Source organism: Streptomyces sp. NBC_01317, assembly GCF_035961655.1.
In the GTDB taxonomy this organism is placed as follows: Bacteria; Actinomycetota; Actinomycetes; order Streptomycetales; family Streptomycetaceae; genus Streptomyces.
Genome location: NZ_CP108393.1, coordinates 6,082,953 through 6,098,965, shown reverse-complemented (window position 1 = coordinate 6,098,965; position 16,013 = coordinate 6,082,953). Strand labels below are relative to the sequence as shown.

Annotated in this window: 15 protein-coding genes; 5 read left to right on the top strand and 10 right to left on the bottom strand. The window is 69.1% G+C overall.

Annotated elements, in window-relative coordinates; genetic code table 11:
* Positions 1–77: 77 nt before the first annotated feature.
* The 4 genes from qcrB to ctaE all read right to left on the bottom strand — a co-directional run bounded on the left by qcrB (position 78) and on the right by ctaE (position 4,267).
* The gene (qcrB, locus tag OG349_RS26490; RefSeq protein WP_327236973.1) at positions 78–1,709 is read right to left on the bottom strand and encodes a cytochrome bc1 complex cytochrome b subunit; all 1,632 of its coding nucleotides are present in this window, start codon (positions 1,707–1,709) and stop codon (positions 78–80) included.
* Positions 1,706–2,764: a cytochrome bc1 complex Rieske iron-sulfur subunit gene (gene qcrA / locus OG349_RS26485; RefSeq protein ID WP_327236972.1), complete on the bottom strand. Its 1,059-nt coding sequence runs from the start codon at positions 2,762–2,764 to the stop codon at positions 1,706–1,708. Before qcrA ends, qcrB begins: the two co-directional genes overlap by 4 nt.
* Positions 2,761–3,570 carry a cytochrome bc1 complex diheme cytochrome c subunit gene (gene qcrC / locus OG349_RS26480; RefSeq protein WP_327236971.1) on the bottom strand — a complete coding sequence of 270 codons (810 nt, stop codon included), beginning with the start codon at positions 3,568–3,570 and terminating at the stop codon, positions 2,761–2,763. The genes qcrA and qcrC overlap by 4 nt, the downstream gene beginning before the upstream one ends.
* Before the next feature lie 76 nt (positions 3,571–3,646).
* A complete protein-coding gene (gene ctaE / locus OG349_RS26475; protein WP_327236970.1) occupies positions 3,647–4,267 on the bottom strand; it encodes an aa3-type cytochrome oxidase subunit III in 621 nt (206 codons plus the stop codon).
* Between the two features lie 193 nt (positions 4,268–4,460).
* On the opposite strand from ctaE, the gene OG349_RS26470 reads away from it, so the two are divergent.
* Complete coding sequence (locus tag OG349_RS26470) at positions 4,461–4,862, top strand: hypothetical protein (RefSeq protein ID WP_161307684.1); 402 nt, start codon at positions 4,461–4,463, stop codon at positions 4,860–4,862.
* An 88-nt stretch (positions 4,863–4,950) separates the two neighbouring features.
* On the opposite strand, the gene OG349_RS26465 is transcribed toward OG349_RS26470, so the two are convergent.
* The 4 genes from OG349_RS26465 to ctaC form a co-directional block, all read right to left on the bottom strand.
* Complete coding sequence (locus OG349_RS26465) at positions 4,951–6,207, bottom strand: L,D-transpeptidase (RefSeq protein ID WP_327236969.1); 1,257 nt, start codon at positions 6,205–6,207, stop codon at positions 4,951–4,953.
* Between the two features lie 110 nt (positions 6,208–6,317).
* Positions 6,318–6,716 carry a cytochrome c oxidase subunit 4 gene (locus tag OG349_RS26460; RefSeq protein WP_161307686.1) on the bottom strand — a complete coding sequence of 133 codons (399 nt, stop codon included), beginning with the start codon at positions 6,714–6,716 and terminating at the stop codon, positions 6,318–6,320.
* Entirely contained in the window at positions 6,713–8,455 is a 1,743-nt protein-coding gene (gene ctaD / locus OG349_RS26455; protein ID WP_327236968.1) for an aa3-type cytochrome oxidase subunit I, read from the bottom strand. The genes OG349_RS26460 and ctaD overlap by 4 nt, the downstream gene beginning before the upstream one ends.
* Entirely contained in the window at positions 8,452–9,414 is a 963-nt protein-coding gene (gene ctaC / locus OG349_RS26450) for an aa3-type cytochrome oxidase subunit II (RefSeq protein WP_161307688.1), read from the bottom strand. The genes ctaD and ctaC overlap by 4 nt, the downstream gene beginning before the upstream one ends.
* A gap of 259 nt (positions 9,415–9,673) precedes the next feature.
* Here ctaC and OG349_RS26445 point away from each other — a divergent pair, with 259 nt between their 5' ends.
* On the top strand, positions 9,674–11,056 hold the full coding sequence (locus tag OG349_RS26445; protein ID WP_327236967.1) for a cysteine desulfurase/sulfurtransferase TusA family protein: 1,383 nt from the start codon (positions 9,674–9,676) through the stop codon (positions 11,054–11,056).
* A gap of 59 nt (positions 11,057–11,115) precedes the next feature.
* On the opposite strand, the gene OG349_RS26440 is transcribed toward OG349_RS26445, so the two are convergent.
* A complete protein-coding gene (locus OG349_RS26440) occupies positions 11,116–12,090 on the bottom strand; it encodes a carbohydrate kinase family protein (protein WP_327236966.1) in 975 nt (324 codons plus the stop codon).
* A 155-nt stretch (positions 12,091–12,245) separates the two neighbouring features.
* Here OG349_RS26440 and OG349_RS26435 point away from each other — a divergent pair, with 155 nt between their 5' ends.
* A complete protein-coding gene (locus tag OG349_RS26435; protein ID WP_327238732.1) occupies positions 12,246–12,476 on the top strand; it encodes a hypothetical protein in 231 nt (76 codons plus the stop codon).
* Positions 12,477–12,615: 139 nt separating this feature from the next.
* Complete coding sequence (locus tag OG349_RS26430) at positions 12,616–14,076, top strand: hypothetical protein (protein WP_327236965.1); 1,461 nt, start codon at positions 12,616–12,618, stop codon at positions 14,074–14,076.
* A 111-nt stretch (positions 14,077–14,187) separates the two neighbouring features.
* On the opposite strand, the gene OG349_RS26425 is transcribed toward OG349_RS26430, so the two are convergent.
* The gene (locus tag OG349_RS26425) at positions 14,188–14,544 is read right to left on the bottom strand and encodes a HesB/IscA family protein (protein ID WP_161310179.1); all 357 of its coding nucleotides are present in this window, start codon (positions 14,542–14,544) and stop codon (positions 14,188–14,190) included.
* A 270-nt stretch (positions 14,545–14,814) separates the two neighbouring features.
* On the opposite strand from OG349_RS26425, the gene nadA reads away from it, so the two are divergent.
* Positions 14,815–16,011 (top strand): quinolinate synthase NadA, encoded by a 1,197-nt coding sequence (gene nadA, locus OG349_RS26420; protein ID WP_327236964.1) that lies wholly within the window; start codon positions 14,815–14,817, stop codon positions 16,009–16,011.
* Positions 16,012–16,013 lie beyond the last annotated feature (2 nt).

The following is a 16,013-nucleotide window of genomic DNA, read 5'->3' as shown; positions in this document are numbered from 1 at the left end:
CCGAGGGCCCCGGCCCGGTCTCCGAGAAGGAGACCGGGCCGGGGCCCTCGGTGGTGGCGACCCTGGGGCCGGTGGGATCAGTGGTGGCCGTGGCCGCTCGTGATCTCCCTGTACTCCTCGGCGGTGGGCTTGGGGATCTGGGTGTTCTCCCCGTAGAAGCCCTTGCTGAGCTTCACCCGTGCCTTCTCGACCGGCGAGACCTTCCGCTCGACACCGTTCTCGTCGACCGCCGGGCCGAGTTCGGCCGGCTTCTGCTGGTCGTGCGCGGTGAGCTTGTAGAGGTCGCCCTGCTCCAGCGGCGTGTGGACCTCGACGAACTCGCCGTGCGGCAGCCGCTTGATGAGCCCGGACTCGCGTCCGTGCAGCACCTTCTCGGCGTCCCGGCGCTGGAGGCCGAGGCAGAACCGCTTGGTGACGATGAAGGTGAGGACCGGGACGACGAAGAACCCGACCCGGACGAACCAGGTGATGGTGTTGATCGACAGGTGGAAGTGGGTGGCCCAGATGTCGTTCCCACCGCCGACCAGGAGCACGAAGTACCACGACAGCCAGGCGACACCGAAGGCCGTACGGGTCGGCGCGTTGCGCGGCCGGTCCGCGATGTGGTGCTCGCGGTCGTCCTTGGTGACCCACGCCTCGATGAACGGGTAGACCGCGATCGCGACGAGCACCAGCGGGAAGATGATCAGCGGGATGAACACACCCAGGACCAGCGTGTGGCCCCAGAAGTTGATCTCCCAGCCGGGCATGAACCGGATGAGCCCCTCGGAGAAGCCCATGTACCAGTCGGGCTGCGCGCCGGTGGAGACCTGGTCGGGCCGGTAGGGGCCGATGGCCCAGATCGGGTTGATCGTGGCGATCGCCGAGACGATCGAGATCACACCGAAGACCAGGAAGAAGAACCCGCCGGCCTTCGCCATGTAGATCGGCAGCAGGGGCATGCCGACGACGTTCTTCTCCGTACGCCCGGGGCCCGCGAACTGCGTGTGCTTGTGCACGAACACCAGGATCAGGTGCCCCGCCACCAGGCCCAGCATCAGTCCGGGCAGCAGCAGGATGTGGACCGAGTAGAACCGGCTCACGAAGTCGCCGCCGGGGAACTCCCCGCCGAACAGGAACATCGAGATGTACGTACCGACGATCGGCACGGACAGGATCGCGCCCTGCACGAAGCGGACACCGGTGCCGGACAGCAGGTCGTCGGGGAGCGAGTAACCGGTGAACCCGGTGAACATGCCGAGGACGAACAGCAGGAAGCCGAACAGCCAGTTGACCTCACGGGGCTTGCGGAACGCGCCCGTGAAGAACACGCGCATCATGTGCACGAGCATCGCCGCGAGGAAGATCAGCGCGGCCCAGTGGTGGATCTGGCGGATCAGCAGACCACCGCGGACGTCGAAGCTGATGTCCAGCGTCGAGGAGAACGCCTCCGACATCCGTACGCCCTGGAGCGGGACGTAACTGCCGTGGTAGACGACCTCGTTCATCGACGGGTGGAAGAACAGCGTCAGATAGACACCCGTGAGGATGATGATGATGAAGCTGTAGAGGCTGACCTCGCCCAGCATGAAGGACCAGTGGTCCGGGAAGATCTTCCGCATGTTGGCCTTGGCCAGGCCGTAGATGCCCAGCCGGCCGTCCGCCCAGTCGGCGACCCGTTCTCCGGCGGGCGCCTTGCGGTTCGTCGTCTCGTCCGTGCTGTTACTCATCCGCGCTCCCAGAAGGCAGGGCCGACGGGCTCTTCGAAGTCGCCGAGCGCCTCGAGATTGCCCTCACCGTTCACTCCGATCCGCAGCTGCGGAAGGGCGTGACCGGCCGGGCCGAAGAGGACGCGGGCGCCGTCGGCGAGGTCGAAGGTGGACTGGTGGCACGGGCAGAGCACGTGATGCGTCTGCTGCTCGTACAGGCTGATCGGGCAGCCGACGTGGGTGCAGATCTTCGAGTAGGCCACGATCCCCTCGTGGGACCACTCGAGTTCGCGCTTGTCCTTGATGTCGTCCGGCTGGATACGGACGATCATCAGGGCGGCCTTGGCGATCTCCTGCTGGAACTCCTCGCTGTCCTCCTCCAGCCCCTCGGGCATGGCGAAGGTCAGCGAGCCCACCACGACGTCCTCGGGACGCAGCGGCTCCAGGGTGTTCATGTTGATGAGCTGCTTGCCCTTGGCCCACAGGGTGCTGCGGAGCTTCTTCTCCGGCAGCGGGCCGAGGTCGCGCAGCAGCACCACACCGGAGAGCGGTACGAACGCCAGCGCCCCGAACATCGTGTTGCGGATCAGCTTGCGCCGGCCGAAGCCGGACTCCGACGCACCTGCCGCGAAGTCCGCCAGGACCTTCGCCTTGACCTCGGGCGTCGCCGCGATGGGGTGGCGCTCGTCGGTCATCTCGACGTCCGACATCAGCGTGCGGGCCCAGTGGACCGCGCCGGCGCCGATGCAGAACAGGGCGATGCCGAGCGTCACTCCCAGCGAGAAGTTCAGGATGCTGATGTGCCCGATCGGCCAGATGTAGACGATCTTGTCCACCGGGAACGCGACGAAGGACGCGATGAACGCGACCGTCGCCAGCATCGAGAGCAGGAACAGGAAGGCGACCACCCGCTCGGACCGCTTGGCGGCGCGCTCGTCGATGTCCTGGATCCGCGGCTGATGCGCCGGCAGTCCCGGGTCGGCGAACGGATCGTCCGCCCGCTCGACCGCGCCGCCGTGCCCTGGCTCCTGCGCGCTCGGCAGGTTCTCTTCTTCTGGAATCTCTTGGCTACTCATGACTTCTTGGCCTTAGCGGTGTGGGCCGCGACCCAGATGGCGACTGCGATACATGCGCCGAGCCCGAAGATCCAGCCGAACAGGCCCTCACTGACGGGGCCGAGGCCGCCCAGGTTGAGACCGCCGGGGCTCGGGGCGTCGGAGCCGTTCACCGCCTGGATGTACGCGATGAGGTCCTTCTTCTGCTGTTCCGGCATCGTCGTGTCCGGGAAGGACGGCATGTTCTGCGGGCCGGTCTGCATGGCCTCGTAGATGTGCTTCGGATTGACGCCGTTCAGGTTCGGTGCGGTCTTGCCGTGTGTCAGCGCGCCGCCCTCACCCGTGAAGTTGTGGCACTGGGTGCAGTTGGTACGGAACAGGTCGCCGCCCTTGGCGATGTCCGCGCCGTCGGGGCTGTACTGCTCCGAGGTCGGCTGGGCGGGTCCCGCGCCGAGGGACGCGACGTACGCGGCGAGCTGGTCGATCTCCTTCTGCGAGTAGATGACCTTCTTCTTCGGCACCTGCGCGCCGGGCTGCTGGGCCGGCATGCGGCCGGTGCCGACCTGGAAGTCCACGGCGGCCGCGCCGACGCCCACCAGGGAGGGACCGTCGCTGCTGCCCTGGCCGCCCACTCCGTGGCAGCTCGCACAGCCCACGGAGTAGAGCTTCTTGCCCTCCTCGATGGCGAGTGACTGGGAGGTGGTGTCGGCCTGCGCCTTGTCCGCGGGCGCGAACGCCGCGTACAGCCCCCCGGTGGCCGCCAGCGCGAGGAGTAGGACGACGACCGCAGCCAGCGGATGGCGTCGTCGTGCGGAGAGCTTTTTCACGGATTACCCCGGTGTCAGGATCTTCTGCGTCGGTGCTTGCTGGACAGTGTGCGGACGCGCTCAGGCGCGCGGTCCGTTACTTGATCAAGTAGATCGTGGCGAAAAGGCCGATCCAGACGACATCGACGAAGTGCCAGTAATAGGACACAACGATGGCGGCGGTTGCTTGTTCGTGGGTGAACCTCTTGGCCGCGTACGTCCTGCCGAGGACGAACAGGAAGGCGATCAGGCCACCTGTCACATGCGCACCGTGGAAGCCGGTGGTCAGGTAGAACACCGAGCCGTACGGGTCGGAGGACAGCGAGATGCCGTCGTTCCTGACCAGTTCGGTGTACTCGAAGATCTGACCGCCGATGAAGATCGCACCCATCACGAACGTGATCACGAACCAGGTGCGGAGCTTCTTCACGTCACCGCGCTCCGCGGCGAAGACGCCGAGCTGGCAGGTGAGGGAGGAGAGCACCAGGATCGTGGTGTTCGTCGCCGAGAACGGAACGTTCAGGGACGACGCCACTTCCTTCCAGTGCTCCTCCCCCGTCACGGATCGCAGGGTGAAGTACATCGCGAAGAGGGCCGCGAAGAACATCAGCTCGGAACTCAGCCAGATGATCGTTCCGACGCTGGTGAGGTTCGGCCGATTGACCGACGGGTGCGCGTGCCCGGTTTCTACTGTCGTTGCTGTCGCCACGACCGACATTATGTCGGTCCCTTATCCCGCCCTCACTCCGGGGGGTGCAGTTCGGTGTGTCCATGCGCCTGTCCAGCCCGAACGGCCCAGCGAAGACCTGTCATTACCCGTGCTGACATGCTGTCCGACGGAGTAGCATCCGCGCATCGGTTCATGGCACGTGCCCTGAAGCCCTCGCAGACACGGATGTCACGGAGGAACAATGCAGCCGACCGCCACGGTGCTGGTCTACAGCGACGACGCGAACACCCGCGAGCAGGTACGGCTGGCGGCGGGACGCAGGCCGGCCGCCGACGTGCCGCCGATCCGGTTCCTGGAGTGCGCCACCCTGCCCGCCGTGATCAAGGCCCTCGACCAGGGCGGCATCGACGTCTGCGTGCTGGACGGAGAGGCCGCGCCCTCGGGCGGTATGGGCGTCTGCCGGCAGATCAAGGACGAGATCTTCAACTGCCCGCCCGTGCTGCTCCTGATCGGGCGCCCGCAGGACGCCTGGCTGGCCACCTGGAGCCGCGCGGACGCCGCGGTGACCCTTCCGGTCGAACCGGTCGGTTTCGCGGACACCCTGGCCGCCCTGCTGCGTACGAGGCAGGCCGTGGGGGCGTAGTCCCCGCCGGGCTCACACGGAGGAATGAACGGGCGGGTGCCGTACGGGAGTGACCCCGTACGGCACCCGCCCGTTCGCCCGTCGCCCGTCAGACCTCAGGACGCAGCCGTCCCGCCGCGGCGGGTCCCGTGCCTTCCGGGACGCCGGCGGTCAGGACGCTGCCGCCGCGCCACTTGTCCCAGCTCAGGTTCCAGTCGCCGAACCCGTTGCCGAAGTTCTCCATCGTGTGACCCTCGCTGTTGACGACCCGCACGATGTCGCCCTGGCGGACGACCCCGAAGAACCACTTCGCGTTGTCGGTGGACATCCCGACGCAGCCGTGGCTGACGTTGGCGGAGCCCTGCGAACCGACGGACCAGGGCGCGGCGTGCACGTACTCACCGCTCCAGGTGACGCGGGTCGCCCAGTAGACGGGCAGGTCGTACGACTCACCGCTGCCGGCCGCGATGCCGACGCTCGTCCCGCGCATCCGGACGAACTGCTCCTTGCCCAGGATCACTTTGATCCCGTTACGCGTGGAGAAGCCCGGTTTGCCGGTGGTCACGGGAATGCTTTTTATCTCTTTGCCGTTGCGGTAGACCGTCATGTAGTGCGATCCGGCGTCGGCCACGGCCTCGACGCGGTCGCCGGTGGACAGCTTCAGCGGCTTGACGGGCCCGCCGTACAACCTCCCGACCCTCACTCCTTGGAGCGTACTGGTGGCGGTGACGGTGCCGTTCGCGGGCCAGAATTCCTTCGGCCTGAAGTGCAGGGTCTTGCTGTCGACCCAGTGCCAGGCGCCCTGGGCGCCGGGGCTGGAGCGCACCTTGAGGGAGCGTTCGACGACGGCGCGGTCCGCCTTCGCCTTGACCGGGGCGCTGAGTGTCGCGGTGACGGGCTGCCCGACGCCGTACTTGCCCGCCTCGGGGCCGAACTTGACCGTGAGGAGCTTCTTGCCCTTGGGGGCCTGGGTGTCGAAGGAGAGCGTCCGGGAGCCGGGGGCGCCGCCGTCGTCCTCGGTGGCGACGTGGACGGTGTAGCGGGTGCCCGCGGCGAGCGGGGCCGTGGAGCGCCAGCGTGAGCCGTCGGCGGTGAGTTCACCGGCGAGGTAGCGGCCCGAGGTGTCGGTGGCCGTGACGTCCGTGATGCGGCCGCCGCCGCCCTTGGAGGTGACTTCCAGGGGCTTGTCGGGGTTGGCCTTCTTGCTGCCGGAGGGGGCGCTGAACGCGATCTGTCCCGCCGCGTCGTAGGGCTCGGCCGAGAGGGGGTTGTCACCGCTGTCCCCGCACGCGGTCGCGCCCGCCCCGAGGGACACGACCAGCAGGGTGCAGCTGAGAACGGTGCGGAAGCGTGGGGTGTGGTTCATGCCCCTCACGCTATGAAGCTTCGCCGTCCACAGCGCGACGGAGTAGGCCGAACGGGGGGAGGCCGGGCACTCCTCTCGGAGTGTCCGGCCTCTTTTCGCCTCAGGTCGTGCTACTGGGTGCGGCTCTCACCGCGGTAGTACTCGAAGACCCAGCCCCACAGGCCCACCAGGATCAGCGGCGCCGAGAAGTACAGCAGCCACCAGCCGATCGCGATGCCCAGGAAGCCGAGCGCGCCGCCGACGGCGAGCGAGAAGGGCTGCCAGCTGTGCGGGGAGAAGAAGCCCACCTCGCCGGCCTCGTCCGCGACGTCGGCGTCCTTGTTGTCCTGGGCCATGGCGTCGACACGCCGGGCCGTGAAGGACAGGTAGAAACCGATCATGATCGTCAGGCCGAAGGCCAGGAAGAGCGCCGTCGTGCCGGCGGCCTCCTTGGACCACACGCCGTACAGCACGGCGATGCCCAGGATGAAGACGCTCAGCCAGAGGAAGAGCGTGCCTTGGATCTTCACTTCCCGGCCTCCTTGCCACCGGCGAGGGCGCCGGTCCCGGCTCCGTGACCGGAGGTCTCCAGCTGTTCGAGCGCGGCGATCTCCGGGTGGTGGAGATCGAACGCCGGGGATTCGGAACGGATGCGCGGCAGGGTGAGGAAGTTGTGCCGCGGGGGCGGGCACGAAGTCGCCCATTCGAGGGAACGGCCGTAGCCCCACGGGTCGTCGACCTCGACCTTCTTGCCGTACTTGGCGGTCTTCCACACGTTGTAGAAGAACGGCAGGATCGACAGGCCGAGCAGGAACGAGCTGATCGTGGAGATGGTGTTCAGCGCGGTGAATCCGTCGGCGGCGAGATAGTCCGCGTACCGGCGTGGCATGCCTTCCGCGCCCAGCCAGTGCTGCACGAGGAAGGTGCCGTGGAAGCCGATGAACAGCGTCCAGAAGGTGATCTTGCCGAGCCGTTCGTCCAGCATCTTCCCGGTGAACTTCGGCCACCAGAAGTGGAATCCGGCGAACATCGCGAACACCACGGTGCCGAAGACGACGTAGTGGAAGTGCGCGACCACGAAGTACGAGTCGGAGACGTGGAAGTCCAGCGGCGGCGAGGCCAGGATGACGCCGGTCAGACCACCGAAGGCGAAGGTGATCAGGAAGCCGATCGTCCAGAGCATCGGTGTCTCGAAGGACAGGGAGCCCTTCCACATCGTGCCGATCCAGTTGAAGAACTTCACCCCGGTCGGGACCGCGATGAGGAACGTCATGAACGAGAAGAACGGCAGCAGCACTCCGCCGGTGACGTACATGTGGTGGGCCCACACGGTCACGGACAGGCCGGCGATGGAGATCGTCGCCGCGATCAGGCCGATGTAACCGAACATCGGCTTCCGGCTGAACACCGGAATGATCTCGGAGATGATCCCGAAGAAGGGCAAGGCGATGATGTACACCTCCGGATGCCCGAAGAACCAGAAGAGGTGTTGCCACAACAGGGCTCCGCCGTTGGCGGCATCAAAGACATGTGCTCCGAACTTGCGGTCCGCCTCCAGTGCGAAGAGGGCGGCGGCGAGCACCGGGAAGGCGAGCAGGACCAGCACACCGGTCAGCAGCACGTTCCAGGTGAAGATCGGCATGCGGAACATCGTCATGCCGGGGGCGCGCATGCAGATGATCGTGGTGATGAAGTTGACCGAACCGAGGATCGTGCCGAAGCCGGAGAAGGCCAGGCCCATGATCCACAGGTCGGCGCCGACACCCGGCGAGCGGACCGCGTCCGACAGCGGGGAGTAGGCGAACCATCCGAAGTCGGCGGCACCCTGGGGGGTGATGAAGCCGCTGACGGCGATGATCGAGCCGAAGAGGTAGAGCCAGTAGGCGAACATGTTCAGCCGCGGGAACGCCACGTCGGGCGCACCGATCTGGAGCGGCATGATCCAGTTCGCGAATCCGGCGAACAGCGGCGTCGCGAACATCAGCAGCATGATCGTGCCGTGCATCGTGAACGCCTGGTTGAACTGCTCGTTCGACATGATCTGCGTGCCGGGACGGGCCAGCTCGGCGCGCATGAAGAGCGCCATCACCCCGCCGATGCAGAAGAACGCGAACGACGTGATCAGGTACATCGTGCCGATCGTCTTGTGATCGGTGGTGGTCAGCCACTTCACGACGACACTGCCGGGCTGCTTGGGCCGTACCGGAATCTCGTTCTGGTACGCGTCCTCAGCCGCGGCGGCACCCTGGGGTTCGTCGAGGATGCTCACAGGTTCTTGTCCTCCGCGTTCCTGGCGGGGTCCGTCTGCGCGATGCCCGCCGGGATGTAGCCGTTCTGGCCTTCCTTCGCCAGGTCCTTGAGGTGCTGCTGGTAACGCTCCGGGGAGACCACCTTGACGTTGAAGAGCATCCGGGAGTGGTCGACGCCGCAGAGTTCGGCGCACTTGCCCTTGAAGGTGCCCTCCTGATTGGGGGTCACCTCGAAGGCGTTGGTGTGGCCCGGGACGACGTCCATCTTCATCAGGAAGGGCACCACCCAGAAGTCGTGGATGACATCGCGGGAGGTCAGGATGAAGCGGACCTTCTCGCCCTTGGGGAGCCAGAGGGTCGGGCCGGGGTTGCCCGTCTGCGGATTCCGCTCGCCCGGGACACCGGCGTCGTAGACGCCTTCGGCGCCCTTCGGGAAGTCCTTGAGGAACCGGTTCGGGATGGAGCTGATCTCACTGGGGATCTTCGTCCCGGTGGTCGCGTCGCCGTCCACGTTCTCGATGTAGTTGAAGCCCCAGCTCCACTGGTAGCCGACCACGTTCACGGTGTGGGCCGGCTTGTCGGAGAGGTTGAGGAGCTTCGTCTCGTCACGCGCGGTGAAGTAGAAGAGCACCGAGACGATGATGAGGGGGACCACGGTGTACAGCGCCTCGATGGGCATGTTGTACCGGGTCTGCGGAGGTACCTCCACCTTGGTGCGGCTGCGCCGGTGGAAGATGACGCTCCACAGGATCAGACCCCATACCAGTACGCCCGTGATGAGCGCTGCCGCCCACGAGCCCTGCCAGAGGGAGAGGATCCGAGGGGCCTCTTCCGTCACCGGGGTGGGCATACCCAGGCGGGGGAAGTCCTTGTACGTGCAACCGGTGGCGGTCGCAAGGATCAGGCCCGCAGTCAGCACCTGCGGCAGCGTCCGCCGCATCGGGCGCCGCGACGAGCGGTCGGAGCCGTTGGGACTCACGTAGCGCCTTCCCGAGAGTCTCGCCCGCACGGCCGGCTGCGGCCGTGTCGGTCGGTCGCCGGCCCTGACGCGGGCAGGGGTTTGGATGTTTATGCGGACCAAACCCTACTGGACGCAATTCGGGGCCTCGCAGCGAGGGTGCCCAACGCGCCGCCGCGCACCTCGAAGGGGTGGAATACCCCCCTCCGGGACGCTTCTGACGCCCCCTCCGGGTGCCTCGGCCGACTCGCCGCGCGGGCACCGGGGTTAGCGTGGCGGCGTGCCCTACTTCGACGCCGCCTCGTCCGCCCCGCTCCACCCCGTCGCCCGCCAGGCGCTCCAGGCCTCGCTGGACGAGGGGTGGGCCGACCCCGCCCGGCTGTACCGGGAGGGGCGGCGGGCGGCGCTGCTCCTGGACGCGGCGCGGGAGGCCGCGGCGGAGGCGGTCGGCTGCCGTCCCGACGAGCTGGTGTTCACTCCTTCGGGGACGCACGCGGTGCACGCGGGAGTGGCCGGGGTCCTCGCGGGCCGCCGGCGTGTCGGCCGGCATGTGGCCGTCTCCTCCGTGGAGCACTCCTCGGTGCTGCACGCGGCGGCGGCGGGCGGCGACGTGACCGAGGTGCCGGTGGACCGGTTCGGGGCGGTTTCGCCCGAGTCGTACGGTGAAGTCCTGCGTACGGACACGGCGCTGGCCTGTCTCCAGTCCGCCAACCACGAGGTGGGGACGGAGCAGCCGGTGGCCGGGGTCGCCGAGGTGTGCCGCGGCCGGGAGGTCCCGCTGCTGGTCGACGCGGCGCAGTCGCTGGGGTGGGGGCCGGTGGAGGGCGGCTGGTCGGTGCTGACCGCCAGCGCGCACAAATGGGGCGGTCCCGCGGGGGTGGGGCTGCTGGCCGTCCGCAAGGGGGTGCGGTTCGCCCCTCAAGGCCCCGCCGACGAGCGGGAGTCGGGGCGGGCCCCCGGCTTCCAGAACATTCCGGCGGTGGTGGCGGCGGCGGCGTCGCTGCGCGCGGTACGGGCGGAGGCGGAGGCGGAGGGCCTTCGCCTGCGGACGCTGGTGGACCTGGTCCGCGCCCGGGTGCCGGAACTGGTCCCCGATGTCGAGGTGGTGGGCGATCCGGTGCGCCGGCTCCCCCACCTGGTCACCTTCTCGTGTCTCTATGCCGACGGCGAGGCGCTGCTGCACGCGCTGGACCTGGCGGACTTCTCCGTCAACTCCGGCTCGTCCTGCACGAGCGGCACGCTGACCCCGAGCCATGTGCTGCGGGCGATGGGCGTGCTGTCGGAGGGGAACGTACGGGTCTCGCTGCCGCCGGGCACCCCGGCGGCGGAGGTGGAGCGGTTCCTGGAGGTGCTGCCCGGGGCGGTGGCGGGGGTACGGGACCGGCTGGGCGCGCCGGTCACGGTCACCGGCCCCGGCGCGACGCCCCCGCTCGTGGTGGACACGCTGGTGGTGGACGCGCTCGGGCGGCGGTGTCCGATCCCGGTGATCGAGCTGGCGAAGGTGATCGGTGACGTGCCGGTCGGCGGGACGGTGACGGTCCTCGCGGACGACGAGGCGGCGCGGCTGGACATCCCGGCGTGGTGCGCGATGCGGGGCCAGGCGTACGTGGGCGAGGAGCCGGCGGACCACGGTGCCGCGTATGTGGTCCGCCGGGTGTCGTGACCAGAGGGGCGGCCGGGCGTCGCCTCGCGGCTGCTGCCCGGCGGCGTCCCTCCCCCGGCTCAGACCAGGTAGGTCCTGACCTCGGTGGCCGCGTCGTGGCCGTACGCCTTGGTGAAGCGCTCCATGAAGTGCGTGCGGGCGAGCGTGTACTCCTGGGTGCCGACCGTCTCGATGACGAGCGTCGCCAGCATGCAGCCCACCTGGGCCGCGCGCTCCAGGCCGACGCCCCAGGACAGGCCGGAGAGGAAGCCCGCGCGGAAGGCGTCGCCGACTCCGGTGGGGTCGGCCTTGGTGTCCTCCTCCGGGCAGCCGACCTCGATCGGGTCCGCGCCGACGGATTCGATGCGCACGCCCCGCTTGCCGAGGGTGGTGACGCGGTGGCCGACCTTGCCGAGGATCTCCTCGTCGGTCCAGCCGGTCTTGGACTCGATGAGCCCCTTCTCGTACTCGTTGGAGAAGAGGTACGTGGCGCCTTCGAGCAGGGTGCGGATGTCGTCGCCGGTCATCCGGGCGATCTGCTGCGAGAAGTCCGCGGCGAAGGGGATCTTGCGGGAGCGGCACTCCTCGGTGTGGCGGAGCATCGCCTCGGGGTCGTCCGCGCCGATCAGGACGAGGTCGAGGCCGCCGACGCGGTCGGCGACCTTCTTGAGCTCGATCTGGCGGGCCTCGCTCATCGCGCCCGTGTAGAAGGAGCCGATCTGGTTGTGGTCGGCGTCCGTGGTGCAGACGAACCGGGCCGTGTGGAGGACCTCGGAGATCCGGACGGAGGCGGTGTCGACGCCGTGCCGGTCGAGCCAGGCGCGGTATTCGTCGAAGTCCGCGCCGGCGGCGCCGACCAGGATGGGTCCGGTGCCGAGCTGGCCCATGCCGAAGCAGATGTTCGCGCCGACACCGCCCCTGCGCACGTCGAGGTTGTCGACCAGGAAGGAGAGGGAGACCGTGTGGAGCTGCTCGGCGACCAACTGGTCGGAGAAGCGGCCGGGAAAGGTCATCAGGTGGTCGGTGGCGATGGAGCCGGTGACTGCGATTCGCACGGCGTGAACGCTCCTGGGGAGGAGAACGGTTGACAGTTCACGCTACCGGTTGCCCGGCCGCCTTCCTAAGACGCCCCAACCCGGAAAACTACCCGATAGTAGAACTTTCTCCGCGAGCCGGTCCGTGCGACTCTTCGACCATGGCCAAGGACAGCATGCCGTTCGAGAACCCCTTGAGTACCGCTCCGGTCGGGGGCGAGGCCGGGAGCGAGGACGAGGTGACCCTGGCCGGACTCCGCGAGGACTGCGCGCGGATGGCCTCGCACTGGGCGGCGGGGTCCGCCGGGACGCGGGCGCCCGTGCCGCCGTCCCTGATCCGCGGCGTGACCGTACCGCCGGGGTCGGCGCGGCTGCTCGACAAGATGGCGGAGTACGGCGACTGCTGATCCGGGGCGGCGCTCGCGTGATCCGGGCGGCGCTCCCTGCCTGTCCCCCGTTCGGGGGAACCGCCCGGCGCTCCCTTCCGTCCCACCGGTGTCCCCGTCCGGGGGACACCACGTGGTCGACGGCCGAAGGAGCGAAACGGTGACGAGTACGGAGCCCGAGCAGAGCACCGGCCCCGGCGGTCCGCGCCGGCGGCGTTCCCCGCTGGCCGTCGCGACGGTGGTGGCGGCGGTCCTGATCGCCGGAGGCGGCGGCCTGTACTTCGCGGGCGCCACCCCGGGCGGCAACGACAGGGGCGGCGGCCCGGGGGCGAAGAGTGATCCCCCGCCCCTCGCCCTGGACAGCGCGGCACAGGCCACGGAGCCGTCCGCGCCGCCCCCCGGGATCGCGCCGGGCGAGCCGGACCCGAACGGGGTGACGTACCGCGCCGGTGTCGAGCTGCCCGACGGCCCGGACGCGGCGCCCGTCTACCGTACGGACGGTACGGTCGCCGCGGCCGACGTGGCGGAGCTGGCGGCGGCGCTCGGCGTGGCGGGGACCCCGCGCACGGACGGGACGGCGTGGAAGGTGGGCACGGACCAGGACGGTTCCGGGCCGCTGCTGCGGGTGGAGAAGCAGGCTCCGGGGACATGGACGTTCGCGCGCTTCGGTCCTTCGCCGGGCGGCGACAACTGCCTCAAGGGCAAGAGCTGCCCGGGCGGGGACATCGCGGCCGGCGAGGGGCCCGCGGTGAGCGAGGCGGCGGCGGAGAAGGCGGCGGCCCCGGTGCTCAAGGCGCTGGGCCAGGACGACGCGAAGCTGGACGCGCGGCAGCTGATGGGCGCGGTCCGGGTGGTGAACGCCGATCCGGTGGTCGGCGGGCTGCCCACGTACGGCTGGTCGACGGGGATCCAGGTCGGCGCGGACGGCACGGTGACGGGCGGCAGCGGGCAGCTCAAGGCCCCGGAGCGGGACCAGGAGTACCCGGTGGTGGGCGCGGACGCGGCGCTGGCGGAGCTGAACCGTACGGCCGGCGGCCCGCCCGGGTCCGGGATCGGCGGCTGTGCGACGGCGGAGCCGCTGGAGGGCGGGACGGAGCCCGCCGCGCCGTGCGAGCCGGGCACGGGTCCGGCCGTCCCGGAGCCGCTGGTGATCGACCGGGCGGTCTTCGGGCTCGCCCTGGAGGCCGAGGGCGGCAGGCCGGCGCTGGTGCCCGCGTGGCTGTTCCGGGTGGCGCCCGGCGGGGGCGCGGAGCCGTACACGGTGACCCGGACGGCGGTGGCGCCGGAGTTCGTGACGGCGCCGTCCGCACCCTCCGTACCGCCGCACAAGGAGGCACCCGGCGGGGGCGCGGGCGAGGGCGTTCGCCCCGTGATCTCGTACGACTCCGAGGGGACGTCCCTGACCGTGCGCTTCTGGGCCGGTGTGTGCGGCTCGTACGCGGCCCGGGCCGACGAGAAGGGCGCGGACGTGAAGGTGACCGTGTTCCAGGCGGATCCCGACCCGGACCGGGTGTGTGTGGCGATGGCGAAGGAACAGACGGCGACGGTGGCGCTCAAGGCGCCGCTCCGCGCGCGGGGTGTGGTCAACGCGGCCACGGGTGAGCCGGTGCCGCGAGGCTGAGGGGGGGACGCGGGGGCCGTACGGTCCCGTGGTCACGCGCAGGCGAAAGGCGGCGGTCCCGTTCGGGGCCGCCGCCTTTTGTGCTGGTCCGGCCGGGCCGGACCGGCCGTTCTAGCTGAAGGAGTCTCCGCAGGCGCAGGAGCCCGACGCGTTCGGGTTGTCGATCGTGAAGCCCTGCTTCTCGATGGTGTCGACGAAGTCGATGGAGGCGCCGCCCAGGTAGGGGGCGCTCATCCGGTCGGTGACGACCTTGACGCCGCCGAAGTCCTTGACGACATCGCCGTCGAGCGAGCGCTCGTCGAAGAAGAGCTGGTAGCGGAGGCCCGAGCAGCCGCCGGGCTGGACAGCCACGCGCAGCGCGAGGTCGTCCCGCCCTTCCTGGTCCAGCAGGGCCTTGACCTTGCCCGCGGCTGCATCCGACAGGAGGATGCCGTCGCTCACGGTTTTGGTGTCGTCCGATACGGACATCTGCTTCTCTCCCGGGTTGGTACGGACTGCTTGCCGACACTGCAACCGGCGCGGCCGCGGATTCATTCCGGACCCTGGCGTGTGTCATTCCCTTCTTCATGCTCGCACACGGGGTCGCCGAACGGGAGCGGGAGCCTTCGCGGGATTCCCGAACGGGAATGCGTCACATCGACGCTATCGCCATCGTCAAAGTGACGTGAACCAGTTATGATAGATAACGTCAAATAGACGAGAAGGCTCGTTCGCAGAGAAGTTCGTAGACAAGAGAGGGTGCGTGACGTGACCACCGCCCAACCCCAGCAGGACCTCGCCGTCCAGCCGACTCCCCTCGCCCTGCTGCTGCTCGGCCGCCAGGCCGACCCGCGCAGCGAGCGGGGCGTGGAGTGTCCCGGCGATCTGCCCTCCCCGTCCGACCCGGATCTGGTGGAGCGCGCCCGCGCGGCGAAGGAGAAGCTCGGGGACAAGGTGTTCGTCCTCGGCCACCATTACCAGCGCGACGAGGTCATCCAGTTCGCCGACGTCACCGGTGACTCGTTCAAACTCGCCAGGGACGCCGCCGCCCGCCCCGAGGCGGAGTACATCGTCTTCTGCGGGGTGCACTTCATGGCCGAGTCGGCGGACATCCTCACCGGTGCGGGCCAGAAGGTCGTGCTGCCCGACCTGGCGGCGGGCTGCTCCATGGCCGACATGGCGACGGCCGAGCAGGTCGCGGAGTGCTGGGACGTCCTGACGGAGGCCGGGGTCGCCGAGCAGGTCGTGCCGGTCTCGTACATGAACTCGTCGGCGGACATCAAGGCGTTCACCGGCAAGCACGGCGGCACGATCTGCACGTCCTCGAACGCCGAGCGCGCGCTGAACTGGGCCTTCGAGCAGGGCGAGAAGGTCCTCTTCCTGCCGGACCAGCACCTGGGGCGCAACACCGCCGTACGGGAGCTGGGGCTGTCCCTGGAGGACTGCGTCCTCTACAACCCGCACAAGCCGAACGGCGGCCTGACCACCCAGGAGCTGCGGGACGCCAAGATGATCCTGTGGCGTGGTCACTGCTCGGTGCACGGCCGGTTCTCGGTCGAGTCCGTCCGTGACGTACGGGAGCGGATCCCGGGCGTGAACGTCCTGGTGCACCCGGAGTGCAAGCACGAGGTCGTCTCCGCCGCCGATTACGTGGGCTCGACCGAGTACATCATCAAGGCGCTGGAGGACGCCCCGGCCGGCTCGAAATGGGCGATCGGTACGGAGCTGAACCTGGTCCAGCGGCTGGCGAACCGTTTCGCCGCCGAGGACAAGGAGATCGTCTTCCTCGACCGTACGGTCTGCTTCTGCTCCACCATGAACCGCATCGACCTGCCCCACCTGGTGTGGACCCTGGAGTCGCTGGCGGAGGGCAACGAGGTCAACCGGATCCAGGTCGACAAGGAGACGGCGGACCTCTCCCGGCTGGCGCTGGAGCGGATGCTGTCGCTGCCGTAGGC